Origin of the sequence: Streptomyces sp. NPDC088923, assembly GCF_044749745.1 — a bacterium.
Taxonomy (GTDB): Bacteria; Actinomycetota; Actinomycetes; order Streptomycetales; family Streptomycetaceae; genus Streptomyces.
In genome coordinates this window covers 32,484-58,817 of the sequence record NZ_JBIVIO010000007.1, presented here as the reverse complement: position 1 = coordinate 58,817, position 26,334 = coordinate 32,484, and the positions used below count along the sequence as shown (strand labels likewise).

The 26,334-nt window shown below is 72.3% G+C and carries 18 protein-coding genes, 1 pseudogene and 1 riboswitch; of the genes and pseudogenes, 10 read left to right on the top strand and 9 right to left on the bottom strand.

Annotated features, from left to right (window positions below; all coding sequences use genetic code 11):
• Positions 1–48: 48 nt before the first annotated feature.
• Positions 49–999 carry a carbohydrate ABC transporter permease gene (locus ACIP4O_RS24030; RefSeq protein ID WP_401577383.1) on the bottom strand — a complete coding sequence of 317 codons (951 nt, stop codon included), beginning with the start codon at positions 997–999 and terminating at the stop codon, positions 49–51.
• Between the two features lie 186 nt (positions 1,000–1,185).
• The gene (locus tag ACIP4O_RS24025; RefSeq protein WP_401577381.1) at positions 1,186–2,469 is read right to left on the bottom strand and encodes an ABC transporter substrate-binding protein; all 1,284 of its coding nucleotides are present in this window, start codon (positions 2,467–2,469) and stop codon (positions 1,186–1,188) included.
• A 385-nt stretch (positions 2,470–2,854) separates the two neighbouring features.
• Between ACIP4O_RS24025 and ACIP4O_RS24020 the strand changes: the two genes are divergently transcribed.
• Positions 2,855–4,495 (top strand): endo-1,3-beta-xylanase, encoded by a 1,641-nt coding sequence (locus ACIP4O_RS24020; protein WP_401577379.1) that lies wholly within the window; start codon positions 2,855–2,857, stop codon positions 4,493–4,495.
• Positions 4,496–4,507: 12 nt separating this feature from the next.
• On the opposite strand, the gene ACIP4O_RS24015 is transcribed toward ACIP4O_RS24020, so the two are convergent.
• On the bottom strand, positions 4,508–5,983 hold the full coding sequence (locus tag ACIP4O_RS24015; RefSeq protein ID WP_401577377.1) for an oxygenase MpaB family protein: 1,476 nt from the start codon (positions 5,981–5,983) through the stop codon (positions 4,508–4,510).
• On the bottom strand, positions 5,980–6,735 hold the full coding sequence (uppS, locus tag ACIP4O_RS24010; RefSeq protein ID WP_401577375.1) for a polyprenyl diphosphate synthase: 756 nt from the start codon (positions 6,733–6,735) through the stop codon (positions 5,980–5,982). Before uppS ends, ACIP4O_RS24015 begins: the two co-directional genes overlap by 4 nt.
• Positions 6,736–6,990: 255 nt before the next feature.
• Between uppS and ACIP4O_RS24005 the strand changes: the two are divergent.
• Positions 6,991–7,656: pseudogene (locus ACIP4O_RS24005) on the top strand (hypothetical protein); the annotation flags it as partial.
• Positions 7,657–7,719: 63 nt separating this feature from the next.
• Here ACIP4O_RS24005 and ACIP4O_RS24000 read toward each other — a convergent pair.
• Positions 7,720–11,493, bottom strand: coding sequence for a GH92 family glycosyl hydrolase (locus ACIP4O_RS24000; RefSeq protein WP_401577777.1), 3,774 nt, complete (start codon positions 11,491–11,493; stop codon positions 7,720–7,722).
• 510 nt (positions 11,494–12,003) lie between these two features.
• On the opposite strand from ACIP4O_RS24000, the gene ACIP4O_RS23995 reads away from it, so the two are divergent.
• The 3 genes from ACIP4O_RS23995 to ACIP4O_RS23985 all read left to right on the top strand — a co-directional run bounded on the left by ACIP4O_RS23995 (position 12,004) and on the right by ACIP4O_RS23985 (position 14,130).
• Positions 12,004–13,134: a glutathione-independent formaldehyde dehydrogenase gene (locus tag ACIP4O_RS23995; protein ID WP_361327465.1), complete on the top strand. Its 1,131-nt coding sequence runs from the start codon at positions 12,004–12,006 to the stop codon at positions 13,132–13,134.
• 73 nt (positions 13,135–13,207) lie between these two features.
• Complete coding sequence (locus ACIP4O_RS23990; RefSeq protein WP_401577372.1) at positions 13,208–13,534, top strand: plasmid stabilization protein; 327 nt, start codon at positions 13,208–13,210, stop codon at positions 13,532–13,534.
• 23 nt (positions 13,535–13,557) lie between these two features.
• On the top strand, positions 13,558–14,130 hold the full coding sequence (locus ACIP4O_RS23985) for a type 1 glutamine amidotransferase domain-containing protein (RefSeq protein ID WP_361327470.1): 573 nt from the start codon (positions 13,558–13,560) through the stop codon (positions 14,128–14,130).
• Between the two features lie 82 nt (positions 14,131–14,212).
• On the opposite strand, the gene ACIP4O_RS23980 is transcribed toward ACIP4O_RS23985, so the two are convergent.
• The gene (locus ACIP4O_RS23980) at positions 14,213–15,370 is read right to left on the bottom strand and encodes a CaiB/BaiF CoA transferase family protein (RefSeq protein ID WP_401577370.1); all 1,158 of its coding nucleotides are present in this window, start codon (positions 15,368–15,370) and stop codon (positions 14,213–14,215) included.
• A gap of 203 nt (positions 15,371–15,573) precedes the next feature.
• Between ACIP4O_RS23980 and ACIP4O_RS23975 the strand changes: the two genes are divergently transcribed.
• Complete coding sequence (locus tag ACIP4O_RS23975; RefSeq protein WP_401577368.1) at positions 15,574–16,755, top strand: acyl-CoA dehydrogenase family protein; 1,182 nt, start codon at positions 15,574–15,576, stop codon at positions 16,753–16,755.
• Between the two features lie 84 nt (positions 16,756–16,839).
• On the opposite strand, the gene ACIP4O_RS23970 is transcribed toward ACIP4O_RS23975, so the two are convergent.
• Positions 16,840–18,336 carry a PucR family transcriptional regulator gene (locus ACIP4O_RS23970; RefSeq protein WP_401577366.1) on the bottom strand — a complete coding sequence of 499 codons (1,497 nt, stop codon included), beginning with the start codon at positions 18,334–18,336 and terminating at the stop codon, positions 16,840–16,842.
• 136 nt (positions 18,337–18,472) lie between these two features.
• Between ACIP4O_RS23970 and ACIP4O_RS23965 the strand changes: the two genes are divergently transcribed.
• Both ACIP4O_RS23965 and ACIP4O_RS23960 read left to right on the top strand, forming a co-directional pair.
• On the top strand, positions 18,473–19,987 hold the full coding sequence (locus ACIP4O_RS23965; RefSeq protein ID WP_401577364.1) for a purine-cytosine permease family protein: 1,515 nt from the start codon (positions 18,473–18,475) through the stop codon (positions 19,985–19,987).
• 142 nt (positions 19,988–20,129) lie between these two features.
• Positions 20,130–20,900 (top strand): type 1 glutamine amidotransferase, encoded by a 771-nt coding sequence (locus tag ACIP4O_RS23960; protein WP_401577362.1) that lies wholly within the window; start codon positions 20,130–20,132, stop codon positions 20,898–20,900.
• Between the two features lie 46 nt (positions 20,901–20,946).
• Here ACIP4O_RS23960 and ACIP4O_RS23955 read toward each other — a convergent pair whose 3' ends face one another.
• Both ACIP4O_RS23955 and ACIP4O_RS23950 read right to left on the bottom strand, forming a co-directional pair.
• Positions 20,947–21,654 (bottom strand): cell envelope biogenesis protein OmpA, encoded by a 708-nt coding sequence (locus tag ACIP4O_RS23955; protein WP_401577360.1) that lies wholly within the window; start codon positions 21,652–21,654, stop codon positions 20,947–20,949.
• Between the two features lie 331 nt (positions 21,655–21,985).
• Positions 21,986–22,126: riboswitch (SAM riboswitch) on the bottom strand.
• Positions 22,127–22,196: 70 nt separating this feature from the next.
• Entirely contained in the window at positions 22,197–22,754 is a 558-nt protein-coding gene (locus ACIP4O_RS23950) for a GNAT family N-acetyltransferase (RefSeq protein ID WP_401577358.1), read from the bottom strand.
• Between the two features lie 193 nt (positions 22,755–22,947).
• Between ACIP4O_RS23950 and ACIP4O_RS23945 the strand changes: the two genes are divergently transcribed.
• Together ACIP4O_RS23945 and ACIP4O_RS23940 are read left to right on the top strand one after the other, a co-directional pair.
• The gene (locus ACIP4O_RS23945) at positions 22,948–24,723 is read left to right on the top strand and encodes an acyclic terpene utilization AtuA family protein (protein ID WP_401577356.1); all 1,776 of its coding nucleotides are present in this window, start codon (positions 22,948–22,950) and stop codon (positions 24,721–24,723) included.
• Positions 24,720–26,318: an acyl-CoA carboxylase subunit beta gene (locus ACIP4O_RS23940; protein WP_401577354.1), complete on the top strand. Its 1,599-nt coding sequence runs from the start codon at positions 24,720–24,722 to the stop codon at positions 26,316–26,318. Before ACIP4O_RS23945 ends, ACIP4O_RS23940 begins: the two co-directional genes overlap by 4 nt.
• Positions 26,319–26,334 lie beyond the last annotated feature (16 nt).

The following is a 26,334-nucleotide window of genomic DNA, read 5'->3' as shown; positions in this document are numbered from 1 at the left end:
CGGTGGCCGGGCGCGGGCCGGTGTGCGGCCCGCGCGGGAGCGGCACGGTCAGCGGTCGGTGGCGCCGAGCCGGCGCGTGAGCAGGAAGTTGATCGCCGCGACGAGGGCGATGACGAGGAAGAGCACCCAGGAGATGGCCGAGGCGTAACCGGCGTCGTTGTTGATGAACCCGTACTTGTAGAGCATCAGCGTCAGGGTCTGGAACTGGTGCTCGGTGCCGCCCTCCGCGTTGGCCTGCGGGTCGAAGAGGAAGGGCTCGGCGAAGAGTTGCAGCCCGCCGATCGTCGAGATCACGACGGTGAACAGGACGGTGGGCCGGATCGAGGGAAGCGTGATGCGCCGGAAGGTGAGGAAGCGCCCGGCGCCGTCGACCATCGCCGACTCGTACAGTTCGCGCGGCACGGCCTGCATCGCGGCGAGGTAGATGAGCGCGTTGTAGCCGGTCCAGCGCCACATCACCATGAAGCTGATCGCGAGGTGCGAACTCCAGGTGTCCGCCGTCCAGTCCACCGGGTCGTCCATGAGCCCGAGGTGTTCGAGCACCCAGTTGACGACGCCGAAGTCGCGCCCGAAGAGCTGCGAGAAGACGAGCGCGACGGCGACGACGGACACGTACTGCGGCACGAGGATGAGCGCGCGCCAGGTGGTCCGGGCACGCAGCCGCCGGTCCAGGAGCCAGGCGACGGCGAGGGCGAGGAGCAACTGCGGGACGGTGGACAGCAGGAAGATGCTGAAGGTGTTGAACGTCGCGGTGTAGAAGTCGTGATCGGAGAAGAGGTCGGTGAAGTTCCCGAACCCCGCGTAGCCCTGGTCCCCGGAGAGCCGGTCCCAGTGGTGCAGGGAGACCCAGAACGTGTAGATCAGCGGGTAGAGCCCGAAGATCCCGAAGACGAGGAAGAACGGGGAGACGAAGCTGTACGGGGCGAGGAACCCGCGCCGCACACGCGGTCGCGGAGTGGTGCCGAGGCGCCCTTCGGCACCGGCGGTGTCGGCCGCCATGGAGTCCTCCTGGGAGGCAGGGGTACGGGAACGGGACGCCGCCGCGCGGGGCGGCGGCAGAGGTGGGACGCGGCGGGCGGACCGGGACGGGGCCGCGCGGTCCGTACGGGGCACCGGGGCCCGTACGGACCGCCCGGCCCGTGCCCGTCGTGCGGCGCGTACAGGACGACGCGCCGCCCTTCGCCGTCAGTGCTTCAGGTTCTTCTCCGCGTCCTGGAGCGCCTTGTCCCACGCTTCGGCGGGCTTGGCCTTGCGCTGCTCGACGAGCTGGATGGCGCTGTTGAAGGGGAGCCGCACCTGCTGGTCCTTGGTGCCGCGGAAGCTCGGCTTGAGGCTCTTGGCGGAGGCGGCGAAGATCTTGCCGGTGGGCGCGTCGTTGAAGTACTTCTGCTTGGTGTCCTGGACGGCGGGGTCGTCGAGAGGCGCGACGAGCGAGGGGAGCGAGCCGGTCGGGCCCTGGAAGATCTTCTTCTCCGAGGTGGCCGAGGTGAGGAAGGCGGCGAGCTTCGCGGCCTCCTTCACGTGCTTGCCCTGCTTGGGCACGGTGAGGAAGGAGCCGCCCCAGTTGCCGCCGTCACCGGGCACCTTGGCGATGTCCCACCTGCCCTCGCCCTCCGGGCCGGCCGCGGTCTGGATGAGACCGGTGAGCCAGGCGGGACACGTCATGGTCGCCATGCGGCCCTGCTTGATCCCGGCGTTCCACTGCTGGCTGAAGGGCACGAGGTTCGCGGACTGGCCGTCGGCCGCCGCCTTGGCGGTGCTCGTGAACGCCTCCTTCACCTGCGGGTTGCTGTCGCCGATGTACTTGTCGTCCTTGTCGAAGAACCCGTACTCGGTCTGGTTCATCATGGCGCTGAAGACATTGCCCGCCGAGTCGAACCACGCCTTGTCCTTCACCTTCTCGCGGAAGGTGTTCCCGGTGGCGAAGTAGTCGTCCCACGTGGGCCACAGCTTGGCGACCTCCTCGCGGTCCGTGGGCAGCCCGGCCTGCTTGAAGAGGTCCGTGCGGTAGCAGATCGCGAGGCCGCCGACGTCGGTCCCGTACCCCATGACGAACTTCCCGCCGTCCGCCGTGCCCTGCGACCACTTGTACGGCAGGTACTCGCTCTCGCGCTTCTCCCCGCCGTACTCCGCGAGATTGACGAACTTGTCCTTCACGGTGCGGAACTTGGGCATGTAACCCTCCTCGATCGCCACCACGTCGGCCGCGCCGCTGCCCGAGGAGAGCTGCGTCGAGAGGCTGTTGTGGTGCTGGTCGAGCTGGGAGACGCGCTCCTTGATGTGGATGCCGGGGTGCGTCTTCTCGTACTCCTTGAAGAGCGGCTTGTACCCGAAGTCGCTGAACGTCGCGACGGTGAGCGTGGTGCCGCCGCCGGAGCCGCCCGAGTCGGAGGAGCAGCCGGCGAGACCGAGAAGGACGCCGAGTGCCGCGGTGGCGGCGAGTGAACTGCGGACGTACGAGGAGCCCATACGGACCTCCGAGGTGCGGATGCGGAAGAGACAGGGGTGGCCCTCACGGCCCGGGGCGTGGGGGAGCGCCCGGCTCTCGCTCCGGAGCGGGGCTCCGGACGCTGTGTGGCACGCACAAGGTGCCGCCCGGCGAAATTGACTGTCAATAGTTTCGTTGAAGTTTCGTTAATCCGCAGCGTCCCCGTTATCGGCCACCCGCGCAGGCCGAAGGGCTGGTGAGCGCTGATTCCGGCCGGACAGGCGGCCGCCGAGGCTGCGGAAAGTTTCGGGACCGGCCGTACGACCAGCCTGGATCAACGAAAACTTACGGGAAGGATTGACGGATGCCTGACGGGCTCTCACCATTCCGTTTGCCCACCCGCACCTCCTCATCAGGAGCATCCGTATGCGTTCCTTCCGAAGACGAGCCGGCGTCCTGTGCGCCGGGATCGCCGTCGGCGCGCTCGCCGCGCTCGGCCTCACCGCCCCGGCCCAGGCCGCGACCTCAGGGACTTCCGCCGCCACCGTCTCGGGCCGCAACCTGCCCGCCGACGGCAAGGTCCTCTCCGTCATGGGCCAGGACAGCGACACGCTCTCCGCCTACAAGCGCGACGTCCTCGACAAGTCCTCGCTCAACGCCCCGAAGCCCGGCGGCGTCACCCTGTACACCAACCTCGTCCTCGGCGGCAGTCCCGAGCCGCTTGCCGGGATGAACGGCCCGGTCAACTGGGGTTCGGGCACGGTCGACTTCAACAGCACGCTCGCGCAGTACCCCGGTGCGGCCCTCGCGGTCGGCCTCTACCTCTCGGACGCGACGAGCGGCTGCAACAACCAGCCGTTGCGCGCCATCATCGGCACCAACGACAGCGACGTGACCTCCGGGAACCCGAGTCTGACGGCGCAGTACCGGGCGAAGGTCGACGACATGGTCACCAAGCTCAAGGGCTACGACCGGCAGGTCTTCCTGCGCATCGGCTACGAGTTCGACGGGCCGTGGAACTGCTACAGCGCCGACTACTACAAGAAGGCCTTCCAGTACATCAAGGGCCGCATCGACGCCCTCGGCGCCACCAAGGTCGCCACCGTGTGGCAGACCGCCGCCTGGCCGCTCAACACCAACACCGACCACCCCGAGTGGAACTACGTCGTCACCGACCCCGCCCACTACGACACCTGGTACCCCGGTGACGCGTACGTGGACTGGGTCGGCCTCTCGGCCTTCTACACCTCGGGCTCGCTCGCGACCCAGTGGGGTTGCTCCGCGTACGACACCTCGCCCACCGGGCTCCAGAACCGGGTGCTCGACTTCGCCCGCGGTCACGGCAAGCCCGTGATGATCGCGGAGTCATCGCCGCAGGGGTACGACAACGGCGCGGCGACCAAGAGCTGCATCATGAAGAAGGGCCCGGTCGCGGCGAATTCCGACGCGCGCTGGAACGAGTGGTACAAGCCCTACTTCTCCTTCATCGCCGCGAACCGCGACGTCATCCGCGCCGCCGCCTACATCAACACCGACTGGGACAGCCAGACCCAGTGGCAGTGCGCCGACGGCGCGAACGCCGGTGGCACGGGCTGCGGCAACGGCTACTGGGGCGACGCCCGCGTCCAGGCCGACCCCGTGATCCTCGACCGCTTCCTCGCCGAACTGCGCGGAAGCCAGTGGGTCGGCGGGACGGGCACCGGCGGCGGTACGGACCCGGGCGACGGGGGCGGTACGGACCCGGGCAACGGAGGCGGTACCGATCCCGGCGACGGGGGCGGGACGAATCCCGGGAACGGCGCCTTCACGCAAGGGGTGACGGCCGGGGGCCAGCCCGCCATCTGGTTCAAGCCCGGCAGCGACGGCGCCACCTGGGTCACCGTCCACTACCGCAAGAACGGGGCCGCCCAGGAGAACTACTTCCTCACCTGGAACGCCGGGGCGGGGCGCTGGGAACTGCCGGTCAACCTGCGCGCGGGTGACAGCCTCTCCTACTCCTTCGACTACCTCCCCCAGGGGAAGACGGCCCAGGAGTCGACCGCGACGTACACCTACCGCGCCTCCTGACCCCCGGCCCGCTCAGGGCTGACTGAACAGGGGATCGAACGGCGAGGAGCGCAGGCGGCCGGACATGAACGACACGAAGGCGCGGACGAACGCGGCGCCGTCGTACGTGTCCGCGCCGCCCGCGCCGCCCTTGTCCCCCGTACTGCCCGCACCGCCCGTATTGCCCGCACCGCCCGCCGCTGCCGTCTCGCGGCGGAACGCCGTGCGGAAGAGCGTGCGGTACTCCTCGGCGTCGATCACCCCGTTGCCATCGGCGTCGGTCGCCGCGAAGAGGACCTCCGCGACTCGGATGAGCGCCGGTCCGGCGAGGCCGGGGGCGCTGCTCGCGTACTCCCGCGCGCTCACCCGCCCGTCGCCGTCCGTGTCCAGCGCCGCCTGGAGCTCGCGCCACCAGCCCGCGAACGCCTCGTACAGCCGGGTCTCCTCCGGTTCGTCGAGGTCGAGCCGCGTCGCCAATTCCCTGGCCATCGCGGCGAGATCCGGCCAGTCGAGATACCCGTCACCGGTCTGGTCGAGCACGTCGCGGAAGAACTCCTCCGCGCCGCTGTGCACGGGCGCGGCAGGGGAGGCCGGCTCCGGTACCGGCAGGGGCGAGAGGAGGCGGACGAGGGCACCGGCCCGCCGCAGCCGCTCGTGCAGTGCCGCGGCGGTGCGGGACGCGGGATCGTCGCCGCCGGGGGCGGCCGAGAGCACCTCGACGACGCGTTCGGCGCTGATCCAGTCCTCCGGCAGGAAGCGGGTCAGGCCGGCGGCGAGGTACGTGCCCCGCATGAGCGTCGTGACGCCCGGCAGTTCGGGGAGCCCGGCGCGCCGCCGGAACGCCTCGGGCAGCGAGGCCACCGTGACCGCCCCGATCAGCGGCCCCGCGAGCGCCCGGCCCGTGGCCCACACCGTGGGAAGTCCGCTCAGCACCCCGGGGGCGGGGAGGTGGTCGAAGAGCTTGTAGAGGATGATCCGCATCGCCTCGGTGTCCTCCAGTTCGCGCTCCACCATCGCGTCGTAGTACGGCCAGAACTCGCCCGTCGTGGGCGGGAGGTGCACGTCCTCGTCGCCAAGCGCGCGCAGGTAGTCCCGGGTCTCCTCGTACAGCCCCTCGATCTCCTCGTGCGGCAGCGGCTGCCCGCTCAGCCGGTACATCGTGACGGCGCTCTCGAAGAGGGTCGCGAGGACCCAGGCGCGCGCGGCGGGGTCCATCGCGTCGTACGGGCGCTGATCGGGGCCCGTGCCCTTCAGGCGCGCGTGCAGCCGGTTGAGCCGGGCGGCCTCCCTGCTCCGTACCGCCTCGTCGGGGTCGCACATGCGGCGCATGCTGTCGAAGGTGTTGCGCAGGCGGCGCCACGGGTGCGTGACGAAGGTGGAGTTGGCGACGAGCGCGGCGCCGACCTGTGGGTGCGCTGCCTCCAGCACCGTGGCGCGGACGAGGGCGGGGGCCCAGCGCGGGTCGTCGAAGAGCTTGCGGAAGCGGGGTTTGGCCTGGGCGGTCGTCATGGGGCGGTGATTCCGTTCTGCTGGGCCGGTACGCCGCCGAAGCGGCGCTCGCGGTGCCGGTAGTGGTGCAGGCACTCCAGGAAGTGCGGGGCGCGGAAGTCGGGCCACAGCACGGTGGGGAAGACCCATTCCGCGTAGGCGACCTGCCACAGCATGAAGTTGGAGATGCGCTGCTCGCCCGAGGTGCGGATCACGAGGTCCACGTCGGGCGTGTCGGGGAAGGGCAGGTGGGCGGCGAAGCTGCGCTCGGTGACCTCCTCGGCGGGGACCCCGGCGCGGATCAGGGAGCGGGTGGCCGCGACGATGTCGCCGCGCCCGCCGTGGTCGAAGGCGACGGTCAGGGTCATCCGGCGGTTGCGCGCCGTCAGGGTCGTGAGGTCGGCGAAGTCCCGTGTCAGCGGCGCGGGGAGGCGGGGATCGTCGGCACCGAGGAAGCGGCAGCGGATGCCGCGCGCGTGCAGCAGCGGGGCGTGCTTGCGCACGGCGTGCCGTACGAGGTCCATGAGAAAGCCGACCTCGCCGCTCGGGCGGCTCCAGTTCTCGGTCGAGAAGGCGTACAGGCTCAGCCACTCGACCCCGGCCGAGCGCGCCGCCTCGATGACGTCGATCACCGTCGTCTCGGCGGCGCGGTGCCCGGCGGTCCTGGGCAGGGACCGCCGCTCCGCCCAGCGCCCGTTGCCGTCCATCACGCACGCGACATGGCGCGGCCCCCGTCCCGCCCGCGTGGCGGCGCCCTCGTACCCGGCCGTCATGATCCCCCCTTCCGGACCGCCGAGAGCCCCGCCCGGGGGACCGGAACGGTGTACCGGCACCCGGAGGCTCATCGGATGATCGCAAGCAGCGTGCCAGCCGGAACGGACCCCGCGGGTGGTTCCGGCGCGGCGTTCACCCGTAGAACGGGCGCCCGAACGGCGCGGGACGGCGCATCGCGCCCGTCATGCGGGGGAGGCGGGGCGGATACCGGCCGCACCGCTCCGCGCTCGGCGTCGCGAGCACCCGAAGCGCCCCAGCGCGCCCGCTTCGACACGATGCTCCGGAACGTGTACCTGCCCGTCGTCATCAAGGGCTCCAACTCCAACGGGAACTGGGAGCTGACGATCCTGGAGGCGGCGATCGGCATCTCCGTCTACCTCGACGACAAGACCTCGTACGACACCGCCATGGCGAAGTTCCGCACGCGGACCGCCGCCTACGTCTACCTCTCCTCGGACGGCGACCTGCCGAAGACCGTCCCGAGCCAGCACCTCGACACGCGCCAGAAGATCATCGACTACTGGCAGGGCCAGTCGACCTTCGTCACCGGCCTCACGCAGGAGACCTGCCGCGACTTCACCCACACCGGGTACGGGATCTCCTCGATCTCGCACGTCGCCGAGACCAGCCGCATCCAGGGCGCGGACCTCTACGGCACCGACGTCGGCGAACGGCTGCGGCAGGCGCTCGGCTTCCAGGCGAAGTACGAGCTGGGCGAGGCCCCGCCGAGCTGGCTGTGCGGCGGCAGTGTCAACCGCGGTCTGGGCCCGGTCACGGAGATGGGCTACAACGCCCTGCACAACCGCCTCGGCATCGCCATGACCAACACCCAGCGGCTCACCGAGCGGCAGCGCCCGGCGGGAAGCAACAACCTCTTCGTCGCCTGGGAGACCCTGACCCACGGGGACAACCCCAACTGAGGACGACCCGGCCCCCGGACCGCACAGGGTCCGGGGGCCGGGTCACGCACGTGAGGACTCCGCTCAGCCCAGCAGCTCGACCTCCGCCACGCGCGGCGCCGTCGCGTCCGTACCGCCGCCCTCCGGCACGATCCGGTAGTGCGGGTACGTCCCCGGCCGCGCGACCGAGAACACGCGCGTCTGCTGGTCGTACGCGAAGGACTCGCCACCGCGCTTGTCCAGGTCCCGCCACGAGGTCCCGTCCGCCGAACCCTGGAGCACCCAGCCGCTCGGCGCCTTGGCCCGGTCGGCCGACGTGAGCGTGTACTGCACCGCCTTCACGGCCTTCCCGACGGGCAACTCGTCCTGCGTGAGCGGCCCTTCGGTCGCCGAGGTGTTGTCCGTGAGCGGGCCCTGACCGTCGAGGAGCGCGTCGGAGCGCGGCTTCGCGACCTCGTCGCCCCGCGTCAGCGAGCTGGGCCCCGCGTTCTTCCCGCTGCCCCACGAGGAGGGCTTCGGGCCCATGACGAACTCCAGCGTGCCGCCCTTCGACACGGCGTCGCTGGGCAGCGCCGTCGAGTCCCACTTCTTGCCGTTGAGGCGCACGCTCTGCACGTAGATGTTCTTCGCGCTGTTGCCGCGGGCCGTGACGGTGAACTTCTTGCCGTTCTCCAGGCGCAGCGTCGCCTTCGTGAAGAGCGGCGAGCCGATCGCGTACTCCTGACCGCCCATCACGAGCGGGTAGAAGCCGAGCGCGGAGAAGAGGTACCACGCCGACTGCTCGCCGTTGTCCTCGTCGCCGTGGTAGCCCTGCCCGATCGAGCTGCCGGAGTAGAGCCGCGAGAGGACCTCGCGGACCTTCTCCTGCGTCTTGTACGGCTGCCCGGCCGCGTCGTACATGTACGCGGCGTGGTGCGCGACCTGGTTGCTGTGCCCGTACTGGCCCATGCGGACATCGCGCGCCTCGGTCATCTCGTGGATGACACCGCCGTACGAACCCGTGAACTCGGCCGTCGCCGTCTCGGGGGTCGAGAAGTACGTGTCCAGCTTCTTCGCGAGCCCGTCACGCCCGCCGTAGAGGTTCGCGAGGCCGTGCGAGTCCTGCGGCGCGGTGAACGCGTACCCCCAGCCGTTCGTCTCGGTGTAGTCGTACCCCCACACACGCGGGTCGTACTTGTCCGCCGGCAGACGCCAGGACCCGTCCTCCTTGCGGCCCTGGAAGAAACCGGCGTCCTTGTCGAACATCTTCACGTAGTCCTGCGCCCGGTTGAGGAAGTACTCCGACTCCTCCTTGTAGCGCTTCTCACCGGTCTTCTTGTACAGCGCCTCGCCCATGCGGCCGATGCCGTAGTCGTTGACGTAACCCTCCATCGCCCACGACATGCCCTCGCCCGTGTCGGTCGAGGTGTAGCCGAGGAACGGCGAGGTCTTCATGCCCTTGCGGCCCACGCCCGAGGACGGCGGCACGACGGTCGCGTTCTTGAGCGCCGCCTCGTACGCAGCCTTCGCGTCGAAGTCCACGCCCTTCGTATAGGCGTCGGCGAAGGCCACGTCCGACGACGTCCCGGTCATGAGGTCCGCGTAACCCGGCGAGGACCAGCGCGAGATCCAGCCGCCGTCCTTGTACTGCTGCACGAAACCGTCGACGAGTTCCCCCGCCTTCTTCGGCGTCAGGAGCGAGTAGGCGGGCCAGGTGGTGCGGTACGTGTCCCAGAAGCCGTTGTTGACGTACACCTTGCCGTCCACGATCTTGGCGCCGGTGTGCGTCGCCGTGTCCGGGTCCGGCATCTTCGAGAACGGGCTCGCGTACTGGTACTTCGGCTTCGCCGCGGTCCCGGTGTTCTCGAAGCCCGAGTTGGGATACAGGTAGAGCCGGTACAGGCTGGAGTACAGGGTCGTGAGCTGGTCCTGGCTCGCCCCCTCGACGGTCACGGTGCGCATGATCTTCTCCCACTGCGCCCGTGCGGAGTCGCGCACCGCGTGGTAGCTCTTGCCCGCCGGGATCTCCCGGTCCAGGTTGGCCTTCGCCTGGTCGACACCGATCAGCGAGGTCGCCAGGCGCAGCGTGACGGTGCGGTCGTGCCCGGCGTCGAAGCGCAGGTAGCCCTTGACGCCCGAGGAGTCCCCGCCGGTGACCTTCTTGTCGAAGACGCCGTACACGAAGAGCCGCGTGGCCCCCGTCGAGAGCCCGCTCTTGACGTCGGAGTAGCCCGTGACGGTGCCGTGCTCCTTGTCGAGCGTGAGGCCGCCCTGCTCCGAGACGTTGTCGAAGATCACGGAGGCGTCGTCGCCGGGGTAGGTGAAGCGGAGCGCCGCCGCGTGGTCGGTCGGGGTGACCTGGGCGCGCAAACCGTTCTCGTACTTCACCGCGTATTCGTACGGCTTCGCGGACTCGTTCTCGTGCCGGAAGGGCAGCGCGCGCTCGGTGCGCCCGGTCGGCGGGGTGCCGGCGGCGAGCGAGGGCATGACCTGGAACGTCTGCCGGTCGCCCATCCACGGGCTCGGCTCGTGGCTCGCCGAGATCGCCTGCATGGTCGGCAGGTTATCGGAGTTGTTGGAGCGCGCGTAGTCGTACAGCCAGCTCGTGGAGCCCGCGTTCGTGACCGGGGTCCAGAAGTTGAAGCCGTGCGGGACGGCGGTCGCGGGGATGTTGTTGCCGCGCGAGAAGTCACCGCTGGAGTTGGTGCCGCGCGTCGTCAGCGCGTAGTCGGAGAGGTAGGGCTTCGGCCGCGGCGCGGGCTGCTCCTTGACGCTGATGTCGTCGACCCAGCCCCGGAAGGCGTCCGGCCCCTTGTCCGCGTCGTACCCGAGGAGCACGCGGTCGATGGTCTTGCCCGCCGCGACGCTCCCGATCCGCGCGCTGCGGTCGTTCCACTGGTTGACGTACAGCGCCTTCGACGCGCCCTGGCCCTGCGGGCTGAGCCGGAAACCGAGCTGGTCGACGGCGTTCAGGTCGCTCAGGTACGTACCGTCCGTGAAGGCCAGGTCGACCGCGACGTACGTCGCCGGGTAGTCGAGGTCCGTCGCGGGGAGCGAGGGGAAGATCTTGTACGAGAGCGCCGTGTCCTTGCGGACCTTCACGTTCACGTCGAAGACCTTGTTGTACGCGTACCCGCGCCCCTTCGACCGGTGCGTGCCCGAGTAGCGCAGCGCGTGCGTCCCCGTGAAGCCCGCGCCCGCCTTCGCGGTCGGCGAGCCGCTCGGGCCGTGGTCGACGAGCGTGCTCATGTCCTTCGGCGGCTCGGGATCGCTCCCGCCTGTGGACAACTGCACCTCGGCGAGCTGGGTCGCGTCCGAGGCGCCGTTGTTCGCGGTGACCTCCAGGCGGTAGTGCGCGTACGCGGCGGGCGCGCCGCCGATCTCGTACGTCTTCGACTGCGCACGCTCGGTGAACTTCTCGCCCGCGCGCGTGTCGAGCGTCTTCCACTCCTTGCCGTCCGCGGAGCCCTGGAGGGTCCAGTCGCGGGGGTCGCGCTCGTCGTGGTCGTTGGCCGAGACGAGCGCGTAACGCGTGACGAGCTGCGCGGCGTCGAGGTCGAACTCGGCCCAGCCCTTGTTCTCGAAGGTCAGCCACTTAGTGCCCGGCAGGCCGTCCGCGAGATTCGCCGCGACCTCCCCGCCCGCGGTGTTCTCCGCGCTCGCCCGTACGGCCGTCACGTGATCCGTGACGTTGCCGGGGATGCCGGAGCTGTAGGCGCCGTCGACGCCCGAGCGGCGTGGCGCGCCCGAGGCGTCGGTATCGGCGGTGCTGAGCCAGTCGGGCGCGCTCTGGCCTTCCTCGAAGGAGGAGGCGAAAGCGGTCTGCGGGCGGTGCGCGGCCTCGTGCGGCGCGGCGACGGCGCCCTGCGCCGTCCCCACCAGCAGCAGAGCGGCCGCTCCGAGGACAAGGCCCCCGGACCTGCGGCGCGAGGGCGGTCTGCCCCCTCGGAACGTCCTGGACACGGACCCGTGCGGCATCGGATCGTCCTCCCCGGCTCCGGGACACGGCCCGGAACCCTCCTGTGACAACGTTGTCAGGCCCCTGTGCGGGGTCCGGCCCACCAGTAGGTCCCGGAGGGGGGTGCGGAATCAAGAGGCTGGACGGGCGGAAGTGAAGCTTGGCGTGAAACCGACGGCGGAGGGGGCCGCGTGGCGGCCGGCGCCCCGTGGCGGATGCGGGCCCGGGGATGGGGGCGCACGCTGGGGAGAGGTCCCGCGAGGGAGGCGTGCGTTCGTGTGCACGGGCCCCGAGCGGGCACCCGACCGAACGACAACCGCACGCGAGCGGCCCCGGCGGCGGACCGCGGGGCGGAGGACGCGCCGGAGGCAAGGCCTCCCGCCCGTCCCTTCCCGTACCGCCGCAGTTGGCCGGAATCAGGTGATCACGCGATGAAGGCACTCGTCTACGAAGGCCCCCACCAGGTGGCGGTCGAAGACGTACCCGACGCCCGGATCGAACGCCCCACCGACGTCCTCGTCCGCGTCACGTCCACCAATATCTGCGGCTCCGACCTCCACATGTACGAGGGCCGCACGACGATGGAACAGGGCCGCATCCTCGGCCACGAGAACCTCGGCGTCGTCGTGGAGACCGGCGAGGGGGTCTACGGCGTCCACGTCGGCGACCGCGTCTGTCTGCCCTTCAACATCGGCTGTGGGTTCTGCGAGAACTGCGAGCGCGGTTACACCGGCTTCTGCCTCTCGGTCGACTCCGACACACCGGGCGGCGCCTACGGCTTCGCGGCGATGGGCTCCTACGCGGGCGGCCAGGCGGAGTACCTGCGGGTCCCGTGGGGCGACTTCAACTGCCTCGTCCTGCCGGAGGACGCCGCCGAGAAGGAGAACGACTACGTGATGCTGGCGGACATCTTCCCGACCGGCTACCACGCGACCGAACTCGCGGGCGTCTCACCAGGTGAGTCCGTCGTCGTCTACGGCGCGGGGCCCGTCGGCGTCATGGCCGCCTACTCGGCCGTGCTGCGCGGCGCGAGCCAGGTCCTCGTCGTCGACCGGCACCCCGACCGGCTGCGGCTCGCCGAGGCCGCCGGAGCGATCCCGGTCGACGACAGCAAGGGCGAGCACGTCGAGGAGATCCTGGAGCGCACGGGCGGCGGAGCCGACCGGGGCTGCGAGTGCGTCGGCTACCAGGCACACGACCCGCAGGGCCACGAGAAGCCCGAGTCCACCATGAACGACCTCGTCGCCTCGGTACGCGCCACGGGCGGTATCGGTGTCGTCGGCGTCTTCCTGCCCCAGGACGAGGGGGCCCCGACAGAGCTGACCCGCGAGGGCAAACTGCCCTTCGACTTCGGCCAGTTCTGGTTCAAGGGCCAGAGCGTCCGTACGGGCCAGGCCAACGTCAAGGCGTACAACAGGCAACTCGCCCAGCTCATCCACCACGACCGCGCCCACCCCTCCTTCCTCGTCTCGCACGAACTCCCCCTCGCGGAGGCCCCGGAGGCGTACCGCAACTTCGACGACCGCGAGCCGGGCTGGACGAAGGTGATCCTGAAGCCCTGAACGGGGTACCGGAGACCCACGGACCGAGACATCCACGGATCGGGACATCCACGGACTGGGAGAGGTGAGGACCATGCCGGCAGGCTCCAACCGCAAGCGCGAGCGCCAGTACGAGCACATCAAGGACAGCGAGAAGCAGCACGGCGCCTCCGAGGGACGGGCCGAGGAGATCGCCGCGCGGACCGTGAACAAGGAGCGGGCGCGCTCCGGCGAGTCCCGTACCGCGAGCAAGGTCTCCACGCGTGACCCCAAGTCGGCCTACGAGCGGGGTGGGGAGCGCTCGCACAGCGGCGCCGAGGGGCCCACGCGCGATCAGCTCTACGAGGAGGCCAAGAAGAAGAACGTCCAGGGCCGTTCCTCGATGAACAAGCAGGAACTGCGCAAGGCCGTCGGCCGCTGAGCCGGCCCGAGGAGAGGAGCGTCATGGCGGAGAACACACCCGACCTCAGCGGGCACAAGGTGCTCGCCGTCGTCACGAACTACGGCGTCGAACAGGACGAACTCGTCGTACCCGTGCAGCACTTGCGGGACGCGGGAGCCGAGGTGACCGTCGCGGCGGCGAAGGACGAGCCGGTCCGGACCCTCGTGGGGGACAAGGACCCCGGCAAGACCGTCCAACCGTCCGCGAAGCTCGCCGACATCGACCCGGGGCAGTACGCGCTGCTCCTCGTCCCCGGTGGCACCCTCAACGCGGACAGCCTGCGCCTGGACGAGGACGCCCTGCGCATCGCCCGTGACTTCACGTCCGGCGGCCGTCCCGTCGCCGCGATCTGTCACGGCCCGTGGCTCCTCGTCGAGACCGGCGCGGTCAAGGGCAAGACCCTCACCTCGTACGCCTCGCTGAGGACCGACATCACGAACGCGGGCGCGGCGCAGTGGGTCGACAAGGAGGTCGTCCGCTGCGACGCGGAGGGTTTCACACTGATCACCTCCCGCGACCCGGGCGACCTCGACGCCTTCCTGCGCGAGATCGACGCGGCGCTGGCGGCGGCCTGAAGCCGACGGGCGGCCGGACGGCCGGGAGCGCGAGCACCCACGGGTGCTCACGCTCCCGGCCGTCCCTCGCGAGGCGCCCCGCCTACCCCAGCCACTCCGTCAGCACGCCCTCGCGGTCGGCACCGAGCCCCGGGGAGGGGGCCGCTTCCGTCGTCGGCGCCTCCGTGCCGAAGCGGACCGGCTGGCGCAGGTACGGGGTCGGGCCGAGGACGGGGTGGGTGAAGCTGCCGAGGACGCCGCGCTCGCGGATCTGCTCGCTCTCCAGGGCCTCCTCCAGGTCCCACAGGGGCGCGCAGGGGACTCCGGCGGCGCGGGCTTCCGCGAGCGCCGCCTCCGTCGTCCGTGCCCGGGACCACCGCTCGGTGATCTCCTGGAGGGCCGGGAGGTGGTCGGTACGCGACGTGTCGTCCCGGAAGCGCGGGTCGGCGGGGAGACCGGGGCACCCGACGAGTGTCGCGAAGCGGGCGAAGACGCCGTCGCTCGCGACCGCGAGGGCGATGCTCCCGTCCGCCGTCGGGTACGTGTCGAACGGCGAGGAGACCGGGTGCCGGTTGCCGACCCGTCCCGGGAGCGCCCCGGTCGCGGTGAGCAGGCTCAGCGAGGTGACCTGGAGGGCGACGAGCGCGTCGAACATCGCGACGTCCACGTACCGGCCCCGCCCCGTGCGCTCGCGCGCGAAGAGCGCCGAGCCGATCGCCCACGAGGCGAAGATCCCCGCCACGAGGTCGCCGAGGGACTCGCCCACGCGCGTCGGACCGCCCTCCCGCGTGCCCGTCCCCGCCATGAGCCCCGACATCGCCTGCACGACGAGGTCGTACGCGGGTGCCTCGCGCAGCGGCCCGCTCTGCCCGAAGCCGGAGATGCTCGCGTAGACGAGCCGCGGGTTGCGGGCCCGCAGCGTCTCCTGGTCCACGCCGAGCCGCGCCGCGACCCCGGGCCTGAAGTTCTCCACCACCACGTCGGCCCGCTCGGCAAGCCGCAGCAGGAGCGCGTGGTCCGCGCGGTCCTTGAGGTCGAGGGCGAGACTGCGCTTGCCCCGGTTGAGCTGCGCGAAGTAGACGCTCTCGCCCTCCCTGAACGGGCCGAGGTGCCGCGCGTCCTCGCCGTGCGGTGGCTCGATCTTCACGACGTCGGCGCCGAGGTCGGCGAGCAGCGCCGTGCAGTACGGACCCGCGAGCACCCGGCTCAGGTCGAGGACACGCAGGCCCTGGTAGGGGAGGTCGTCACGGGGCGGCGTCATCGGGAGCCTTTCGTACGGGGGACTGCGGTCGCGTCGGGACGCTAGGCCCGGCACCGCGATGCCCGCGAGGTGCGTGTGCACGAGGAAGTCGGCGGGTGTTGTGCGTGCGCACCTTGGCCGCCTGCTGCGCGTCGGCGCCCAATGGAGCGGTCGGGGCCCCGGACCCGGCCCGTACCGCCCGTACCACCGAGGAGCACCGCACCATGGCGCACACCGCAGCCCAGGACCCCGCCCCCGAGGCACCGACCTACGAACTCTCCGAGCTGCACCAGGAGTTCCGGGCCGCGGCCCGCGACCTGGCGAGCAAGGAACTCGCCCCGCGCTCCGCCGAGGTCGACGAGCGGGGCGGTTTCCCGCACGACACGTACGCGATCCTGACCGCCGCCGGACTGCACGCTCCCGGCATCCCCGAGGAGTACGGCGGCGACGGCGTGGACGCCCTCGCCGCCGCGCTCGCCGTCGAGGAGGTGGCCCGCGCCTGCGCCTCCTCGTCGACGATCCTCACCTCCAACAAGCTCGGCGTCACGCCGTTGCTCCTGCACGGCACCGAGGAGCAGAAACGCCGCTACCTGCCCGAGGTCGCCGCGGGCGAGGCGCTCATGGCGTACGCGATCAGCGAGCGCGAGGCGGGCAGCGACGTCGGCGCGATGCGCTGCCGCGCCACCGAGGACGGCGACGGGTGGGTCCTCGACGGCGTGAAGACCTGGATCACCTCGGCGGGCGTCGCGCGCTACCTCATCGTCTTCGCCGTCACCGACCCGGGCGCCGGTTCGCGCTCCGTCTCGGCCTTCGTCGTGCACGCCGACGACCCCGGCATCACCTACGGCGGGCCCGAGCGCAAGATGGGCCTCAAGGGCTCGGTGACCCGCGAGGTCTACTTCGACCACACCCGCCTTCCCGCCGGCCGGCTCCTCGGCGAGCGTGGCCGGGGCATGCGCGTCGCGCTCGGCACGCTCGACCACACGCGCGTCTCGATCGGCGCCCAGGCCCTCGGCATCGCGCAGGGGGCGCTCGACTGCGCCGTCGAGTACGTCAAGGAGCGGCGGCAGTTCGGTCAGGCGATCGCCGACTTCCAGGGCGTGCGCTTCATGCTCGCGGACATGGCCGTGCGGGTCGAGTCCGCCCGCCAGCTGGTGTACGCGGCGGCGGCCCGCTCCGCGAGCCGGGCCCCCGACCTCACCTACTTCGGCGCGGCGGCGAAGTGCCTCGCCTCCGATACCGCCATGGCCGTCACGACCGACGCGGTGCAACTGCTCGGCGGCTACGGCTACACGCGAGACTTCCCCGCCGAGCGCATGATGCGGGACGCGAAGATCACCCAGATCTACGAGGGCACGAACCAGATCCAGCGGGTCGTCATCGCACGACAGCTGCTCGGCAAGTAGCCGGGTGGTACGGGGGCCGGGCCGCGAGGGGCCGGGTGTGATGGGGTCTGCCCGCGAGGGGCCGGGGCGGGGAGGTCCCCGCGTTCAGCCGGTGGCCTCGCCGCCCGTCTCGCGCGCGTGCAGCGCGAGCCACAGCTCCATGCGGTCGTCGAGCCGGTCGAGGGAGCGCCCGGTGAGCCCCTCGATGCGGCGCAGGCGGTGGCGCAGGCTGTTGCGGTGCAGGGTCAGCGCCTCGGCCGTGGGCGCGGGGCGGGCGTCGTGGGCGAGGTAGGTGCGCAGGGTGAGCAGGAGCTCGCCGCCGTGCTCGGCGTCGTACCGGAGCAGCGGCGCGAGCACCGTGTCGCTCAGCTCGCGCAGCGGCAGGTCCAGGTTGCCGAGAAGCAGCCCGGTCAGGCTCAGCGGGGCCGCGGTGCGCACCCCGGCCCCGGTGCTCCCCGCCTGGCGGGCCTCGAACCAGCCGAGCCTGAGCCCGGCGACTCCGGGACGCCGCGCGCCGACCCCGACCCGGACCCCGGGACCGGTCGCGCGCAGCCGCTCCAGGACGGTGTGCGCGGTGGCGTCGGCGTCGACGCCCTCGGGCACGAAGACCGCGACGCTGTCCTCGACGAGTGCGGTGGGCAGCACGTCGCCGCCCCGGTCCAGGAGCGGGCCGAGCGTCCACGGCAGCGCGCGCAGCCGTGCGGGCCCGGCGGGGACGCGGGCGAGCACCACGGCGTGCGGGGCCGCGGGGTCGATGCCGTGCGCGGCGAGGCGCCGCCGGGCCTCGGCGTCCGGCACCGCGCGGTGCACGACGTCCTCGACGACCTGGCCGAGCAGCTCGCGGCGCCCGGTGAGCACGGCCTGCTGCCTGGCCACTTCCAGACCGAGGACGGAGGCGGCGAAGGAGAGCAGATCCTGCCTGGCCGTGGCCCGCTCCGTCGCGAGCCGCGCCACGGGGGCGCCGTCGACTGTGATGGGTGTCCCGGGCGTGCCGGGTGTGCCGGGTGTACCGGGCGTGCCGGGTGTCCCGAGGGCCGGGCCCTCGGGCGTCGACGGGTGCCGCGCGAGGAGGCGGCCGTCCGGCGCGGTGACCGAGACGGTACCCGCGTCGAGGTGGCCGTGCAGTCGCCGCAGCAGCCCCGGCAGTCCGCGCCCGGAGAGCAGCTCGCGCAGCAGCGTGTCCTGCACGTCGGCGGTACGGCGCACCTGCGCGTACCGCTCGGCGAAGACCCGGTCCGCGACCCAGCGGCTGATCTGCACGAACGGCACCTCGACGGGGGAGCCGAAGAGTGCGAGCCCGGCGTGCTCGGCCCGCTCCACCACGTCCTTCGGCACCTCCTGGTGCACGAGCCCGGTGCCGAAACCGAGACCGGCGACGGGGAGCGCCGCGAGCCGGCGCAGCAGGTCGTCCCACTCGCGCGGCGAGCGCTCCAGCATCCCGGTGGTCAGCATCAGCTCACCGGCCCGCAGGAACGGCAGCGGATCGGGCAGCTCGGTGGTCGCCACCCAGCTGATCGCGCGCGGGCCCTCGTGGCAGTGCGAGGTGAGCGGGCGCAGGTGCAGGGCAGGGTCCGCCAAGAGGTCGGTGAGCAGGGCTGACACGTCTTACATAGTGACGGAAAAGAGCCGGAGTATTGACATCCATTCAACAATCCATAGCCTGAATGGAAATATTTATCCCGTGTCGCGCATCTACTCAGCGTCACGCCCTCGCGCCGACCGTCACAGGAGCCCGCTCATGTCAGCTCCCCGTTCCACCGGCACCACCCCGCCGTCCGCCCCCGAACCCGGAGGCGGCCTCGTCGAACGCCGTTCCATCGAGGCCGTCCCCGACGCCGAGCGGCACGGCCGCCCCTTCAGCCAGTTCACGCTGTGGTTCGGCGCCAACCTCCAGATCACCGCCGTCGTCACGGGCGCGCTCGCAGTCGTCCTCGGCGCCGACGCCTTCTGGTCGCTCATCGGCCTGCTGCTCGGCAACCTCCTCGGCGGCGCCGTCATGGCCCTGCACTCCGCGCAGGGACCGCGCCTCGGACTGCCGCAGATGATCTCCAGCCGCGCGCAGTTCGGCGTCTACGGGGCGATCGTGCCGCTCGTGTGCGTCGTCGTGATGTACGTCGGCTTCTTCGCCAGCGGCACCGTCCTCGCGGGGCAGGCCGTGGGCCACCTCACCCACCTCGGCGACGTCACGGGCATCGTCGTCTTCGCGCTCGCCACCGCGCTCACCGCCGTCATCGGCTACCGCGTGATCCACCGCCTCGGCCGGATCGCGAGCGTGGTCGGCGCCCTCGCCTTCATCTACCTCGGCATCCGCCTTCTCCAGCGCGCCTCGCTCGGCGACCTCCTCGGGGACCACTCCTTCCACCTCCCCGCCTTCCTCCTCGCGATCTCGCTCTCCGCCTCCTGGCAGCTCGCCTTCGGCCCCTACGTCGCCGACTACTCCCGCTACCTGCCGCGCGACACCTCGCCGCGCGCCACCTTCTGGTGCACGCTCGGCGGCACGGTGCTCGGCTCGCAGTGGTCGATGGCCTTCGGCGCGCTCGCCGCGGCGGCCTCGGCGGGCGCCATCGCGGGCGACGAGGTCGGCTACGTGGTCGGGCTCGGCGGCACGGGGATCATCGCCTCCGTCCTCTACTTCGTGATCGCGCTCGGCAAGCTCACCATCAACGTGCTGAACACGTACGGCGGATTCATGTCCGTCCTCACCGGCGTGACCGGCTTCCGCGCCCAGCGCACCCTCAGCCAGCGGGGCCGCGCCGGGTACGTCCTCGCGATCATGCTCGCCGGGACGATCGTCGCGCTCCTCGGACGCGGCAACTTCCTGGACTCGTTCTCGACGTTCCTGCTCTTCCTGCTGATCTTCTTCACGCCGTGGAGCGCGATCAACCTCGTCGACTACTACGTCATCGCCAGGGAGCGGTACGACCTCCCGGCGCTCTCCGACCCGAACGGCCGCTACGGCGGCTGGCGCTGGCGCGCGATCATCACCTACGTCGTCGGCATCCTCATCCAGCTCCCCTTCATCTCGACCGAGTTCTACACGGGCCCGCTCGTCGGCCCGCTCGGCGGCGCCGACATCTCCTGGATCATCGGCCTGGTCATCCCGGCGGTCCTCTACGGGGCCCTGGCCCGCGGCGACCGCGCGGCCCGCGTCCCCGAGAAGATGATCTGGGGCGAGGTGGACAGCCCGTCGGAAGCGCCGCGTGCCGCGACGGCGGGGGACGCGGCGGCGCTGGCGGGGGAGGCGAGGGGCTGAGCCGACTCCGTACGGGAGGAGGGGACATGTGCGCACCATGAAGCCGTACCGGCCACGCGGTCGCGGCGGCTCGCATCCCGGCCCTTCGTGTGTGCCTAGGCTCGGGTCCGACCCGCACAGCCGACAGGGACGGAGACCGCAGGTGGCGACCGAAGAGCGGCAGGACAACGGTGACGGCGGCGGGGCGGGCGTGCCCCGGGTGCTCGTGGTGCGCAACAACGACGGGGACGGGGCGGGGAACTGGGAGCAGTGGCTCGCTGAAGGCGGGGTGCGGCTCGATGCCGTACGGGCCTGGGAGGGCGAGCCGCTGCCGGAACGGGTCGCCCACGACGGGCTGCTCGTCCTCGGCGGCGCCTACCTCCCCGACGACGACGCCCGCGCCCCCTGGCTCGCGGGGACCCGCGAACTCGCCCGGCAGGCGCTCGACGCGGGCGTCCCCTACTTCGGGATCTGCCTCGGCGGGCAACTCCTGGCCCACGTCGCCGGGGGAGAGGTGCGCGGGGAGCACGGGACGCCCGAGTTCGGCAGCGTCCGGCTCACCTTGCGCCCCGAGGCGGCCGACGACCCGCTCTTCCACGGGCTGCCCCCGCACCCGCCCGCGATCGAGAACCACGTCGACGCCATCACGGCGCTGCCGCCGGGCGCGCGGTGGCTCGCGAGCAGCGCCGACTGCCCGTACCAGGGCTTCCGCGTCGGCGCCGCGGCCTGGGGCGTCCAGTTCCACCCCGAGGCGCGCGCCGCGCGCATCACGCGCTGGAACCCGGAGCGCCTCGCCCGCCACGGCGCGCCCGACCCCGCGCACCTCCACGCCCACGCCCTGCGCGAGGCCCCCGAGGCCGAGGCCGCCTGGCGCACCCTCGCCCACCGCTTCGCCGCGCTGGTGACCGAGCGGAGGGGAGCGGGGGTGGCGTGAACGGTGCCGGGCGAGCGGCGCGCAAGGCCCCGCCCGCCCGTTCCGGTCACCTCGCCCCGTACTCCCGCGCCAACGCTCCCTTGAACGCCGGGCGCTCCGCGAGGCCGCGCGCCCAGGCGGTGAGCACCTCGCGCCCGGAGTGCGTGGCGAGCGCCTGGTGCGGCGCGCCGCCTGTCCGGGGCAGCGCGCCGAGCGCCACGAGCGCCGACCACGCGTCGACGTCCGCCGCCGTCAGCCGCTCCCCGAGGACGTACGGCGCGCGCCGCAGCCGCGCCGCGACGACGTCGAGCGGCGCCGTGCCCGGCGCGGCGCCCGTGAAGTCCCACGCCGCTTCGAGCCGGTCGGTCTCGGTGCCGAGCGCGGCGGGGCGCAGCGCGCACGCCCCGCACTCGGCCGACTCGCCGGGGCCGAAGCGGCCGTGCAGGTCGCGCAGGATGTCGGGCGTGTGGTTGCTGACGACGCGCCCGGTCCAGCGGTCGCACAGGGCGGGCACGGTGAGCGCTCCCGCGTAGTGCCGGCGCGTGGCCTCGTAGGAGCGGCGCAGGCTCTCGTACGCGGGCGAGCCGGGGCCTTCGAGCGGGACGAGGGCGAGGGTCTCGGCGAGACCGAGCAGCCGCACCGTCACCGCGACGCGCAGCGCGTCGGCGCGCCGGGGCGTCAGGTACAGCGCGTACCGGTGCGGGGCCGGGTAGAAGCCGTGCCCGCCCGCGACGCCGATGCGCTCCCGCACGACAGGTTCGACCGCTTCGCGCACACGCGGCAGACCACTGCCGGGCCGCGCGGTCGCGGGGGTACAGAGAGGAAGGTCGGGCGAGGAGGGGGCAAGGGTTTTGGACATGGTTCTCCCAGAAGAAGAGAGGGGAGCAGGGCGCGGCACAGGGGACGCACGGAGCGCCGGGATCGCGAAGGACCGAGGGGCGTCAGCGGACCGGTCGGCCTGTCGCCCCGCACACGCGCAGCAGGTCGATGTGGAGCCTGCGGGTGAGGGTGCGGCGCCGGGGGCACACCGGTGAAGGAGAACGGTCGGTACCGTGCGGGGCGAGAGCTCCGGACATGACACCCACCCCTCCCCAGCCACCCCACCGGGGCCGCGCTTGTCCCGCCGCCATGGCGGGACCAGGTCGTCACCCGGGGCACCCCATCGCGGTCGAAGGGTTGCCTGTCAGCGGGCCGGGGCCGATGAACCGCGCGCGGGACGAGCCGCGCGGGCGCTGACGATCGTGACCGTCTCCCCCAGTGTCGGGGCACCGCGACGGACCGTCAAGACGGTGTCCATCCGGAGGCGACCGACGCCCCTCAGCCACCGAACTCCCGCGCCAGCAGCCCGTACACGAACTCGTCGCCCCATCGCCCCTCCCACAGGTCGTTCTCCACCAAGTGGGCCTCGCGGCGCATGCCGAGGCGTTCGCAGACGCGGAAGGACGCGGTGTTCTCGGCGTCCACGCGGGCGTAGAGGCGGTGGGCGCCGAGGGTGAAGGCGAGGTGGGCGAGGGCGCGGGCCGCCTCGGTCGCGTAGCCGCGGCCCACCGCCCCCGGGTGCAGGGACCACCCGATCTCCGCCTGGCGGGCGCGCGGATCGCGCAGGTTCACGCTCACCTCGCCGGCGAGCGCGGGCACGCCGGGCGCGGGCGGCGTGGGGCACACCGCGAGGAGGACCCGGTCGCCCTCCTTCTCCCACGCGGGCGGCACGGCGATCACCGCCTCGCACTCGGCGCGCGTGCGGGGCGGGCGGTACAGGTAGCGGGCGACCTCGGGCAGGCGCTGGTACGCGTGCATCGCGTCGGTGTCCTTTGGCGTGAAGGGGCGCAGCGTCAGGCGGGGGGTGCGCAGGGGGAGAGCGGCGAGGAGGTCCACGGTGCGGCTCCGGGGTCGGGAAAGGGGCGAACCCGCCGATCCTTGGGCGCGGGGACCGCCCGGGGCAACCGGTATTCCGCCGTGCCGGGCCCGGAAAAATCATGCAAGCACGCTTGCTTGTTTTCTCCCGCGCTGTGATGCTGCACCGTGCGACGCCCCCACGCCGCACCAACCCCGGTGAGGAGTAACCGCGTTGACCCCCTCCGCCCCACTCGCCCCGCTCCGTGTCGGCAACGCCTCCGGCTTCTACGGGGACCGTTTCTCCGCCGTGCGTGAGATGCTCTCGGACGGGCCGCTCGACGTGCTCACCGGGGACTACCTCGCCGAGCTGACGATGCTCATCCTCGGCCGCGACCGGCTCAAGGACCCCGCGGCCGGGTACGTCTGCACCTTCCCGCGCCAGCTCGCCGAGTGCCTCCACCTCGTCGCCGAACGCGGCGTCCGCGTCGTCACCAACGCGGGCGGCCTCAACCCGGCGGGACTGGCCGGGGAACTGCGGCGGCTCGTGCGCCGCGAGGGGCTCGACATACCCGTCGCGTACGTGAGCGGGGACGACCTCCTCGCCCACCCCGAGGCGTCCGGCCGCGAGAGCTGGGGCGAGGGCGTGCTCACCGCCAACGCCTACCTCGGCGGCCACGGCATCACCGCGTGCCTGCGCGCGGGCGCCCAACTCGTCGTGACCGGGCGCGTCACCGACGCGGCCCTGGTCAGCGGTGCCGCCGCCGCGCACTTCGGCTGGGAGCCGACCGACCACGACCGTCTCGCGGGCGCCGTCGTCGCGGGGCACCTCCTGGAGTGCGGCGCCCAGGTCACGGGCGGCAACTACAGCGACTTCACCGCCCACGACGTACGCCGCCCCGGCTTCCCGCTCGCCGAGATCGCCGCCGACGGCAGCGCGGTCCTCACCAAGCACCCCGGCACGGGCGGCGCCGTCACGACGGGCACGGTCACAGCCCAGCTCCTCTACGAGACGGGCCCCGCGCGCTACCTCGGGCCCGACGTCGTCGCCCGCCTCGACACCGTGCGCCTCGTCCAGGAGGGCCCCGACCGGGTCCGTGTGCACGGCGTACGGGGCGAGGCGCCGCCGCCCACGCTGAAGGTGGGGCTCAGCCGTCTCGGCGGCCACCGGGGCGAGGTCGTCCTCGTCCTCACCGGACTCGACATCCCCGCCAAGGCCGCACTCGTGCGCGCCCAGCTCACCGAGGCCCTCGCCGAGCGGCCCCCCGCCCGGGCCGACTGGGAACTCGTCCGCACCGACCACCCCGACGCCGCCACCGAGGAGACCGCGAGCGCCCTGCTCCGCCTCGTCGTACGCGACGCGGACCCCGAGACCGTCGGCCGCCGGATCGGCGCCGCCGCCGTCGAACTCGGCCTCGCCGGATACCCCGGCTTCCACCTCACCGCGCCGCCGGGAAGGCCGTCCCCGTACGGCGTGTTCACCGCGACGACCGTCGCACAGACCGCCGTGCGCCACACCGCCCACCTCGCGGACGGCACCAGCGTCGCCATCCCGCCGCCCCCGCACACCGCGACACCCCCGGCGACCGTGCCCGCCGCCGAACTGCCCCCGCCGCCCGCCCCCGGACCCGTGCGCCGGGTCCCGCTCGGGCACGTCGCCGGGGCGCGCAGCGGGGACAAGGGCGGCGACGCCAACCTCGGCGTCTGGGCGCGCGAGCCCGCCGCGTGGCCCTGGCTCGTCCACCACCTCACCACCGAGCGGCTGCGCACCCTCCTCCCCGAGACCGCGCCCCTCCCCGTCACCCGGCACGTCCTGCCCCATTTGCACGCCGTCAACTTCGTGATCGAGGGCCTCCTCGGCGAGGGCGCCGCGGCGCGCGACCGCTTCGACCCGCAGGCGAAGGCGCTGGGGGAGTGGCTGCGCGCGCGCCACACCGACGTACCGGAGGGCCTGCTCGGCCCCGTCCCCGCACCGGAGCCCCCCGAAGCGCCTGAGGAGACCCGCGCGTGACCGCACTGACCAGCACCGTCGACCCCACCGCACCCGACCACCTCGCGCGCCGCGCCGCGCTCCTCGACAAGCTCGCCGCACTCGGCACCGAGCACGCCAAGGCCCTCGCGGGCGGCGGTGAGAAGTACGTGACGCGCCACCACGGGCGCGGCAAGCTCCTCGCCCGCGAGCGCGTCGAACTCCTCCTCGACCGCGACACGCCGTTCCTCGAACTGTCCCCGCTCGCCGGCTGGGGCAGCGACTGGGCCGTGGGCGCCTCGCTCGTCACCGGGATCGGCACCGTCAGCGGCGTCGAGTGCGTCATCACCGCCAACGACCCGACCGTGCGCGGCGGCGCGAGCAACCCCTGGACGCTCAGGAAGGCGCTGCGCGCCAACGAGATCGCCCGCGCCAACCGGCTGCCCGTCATCAGCCTCGTCGAGTCGGGCGGCGCCGACCTGCCCTCGCAGAAGGAGATCTTCATCCCGGGCGGCGCGCTCTTCCGCGACCTCACGCGCCTGTCCGCGGAGGGCATCCCGACCGTCGCCGTCGTCTTCGGCAACTCGACGGCGGGCGGCGCGTACATCCCCGGCATGTCCGACCACGTCGTCATGGTCAAGGACCACGCGAAGGTCTTCCTCGGCGGCCCGCCGCTCGTCAAGATGGCGACCGGAGAGGAGAGCGACGACGAATCACTCGGCGGCGCGGACATGCACGCCCGCACCTCGGGCCTCGCCGACCACCTCGCCCTCGATGAGCCCGACGCCCTCCGCCTCGCCCGCCGCGTCGTCGCCCGCCTCAACCACCGCAAGGCCCACTCGGCACCGGAACCCGCCGCACCGCCCCGCCACGACGCCGAGGAACTCCTCGGTCTCGTCCCCGAGGACCTGCGTGAGCCCTTCGACCCGCGCGAGGTCGTCGCACGGCTCGTCGACGACTCCGACTACGACGAGTTCAAGCCGCTCTACGGCACCAGCCTCACCACCGGCTGGGCGCGCCTGCACGGCTACCCGATCGGCATCCTCGCCAACACGCGGGGCGTCCTGTTCAGCGAGGAGTCGCAGAAGGCGGCCCAGTTCATCCAGCTCGCCAACCAACGCGACATCCCCCTCCTCTTCCTCCACCACACGACCGGCTTCATGGTCGGCAAGGAGTACGAGCAGGGCGGCATCGTCAAACACGGCAGCATGATGATCAACGCCGTCGCCAACTCCCGCGTCCCGCACCTGTCCGTCCTCATCGGCGCCTCCTACGGGGCCGGGCACTACGGCATGTGCGGGCGCGCGTTCGACCCGCGCTTCCTCTTCGCCTGGCCCAGCGCCAAGTCCGCCGTCATGGGCCCCCAGCAACTCGCCGGGGTCCTCTCGCTCGTCGCCCGCGCCTCGGCCGCCGCGAAGGGCCGCCCGTACAACGAGGACGCGGACGCCTCGCTGCGCGCGATGGTCGAGCGGCAGGTCGAGGCCGAGTCCCTGCCCGTCTTCCTCTCGGGGCGCCTCTACGACGACGGCATCATCGACCCGCGCGACACACGCACCGTTCTCGGCCTGTGCCTCTCGGCCGTCCACACGGCCGAAGTCCGGGGCAACCGAGGGGGGTTCGGTGTCTTCCGCATGTAAGGGGCGGTACGGGACG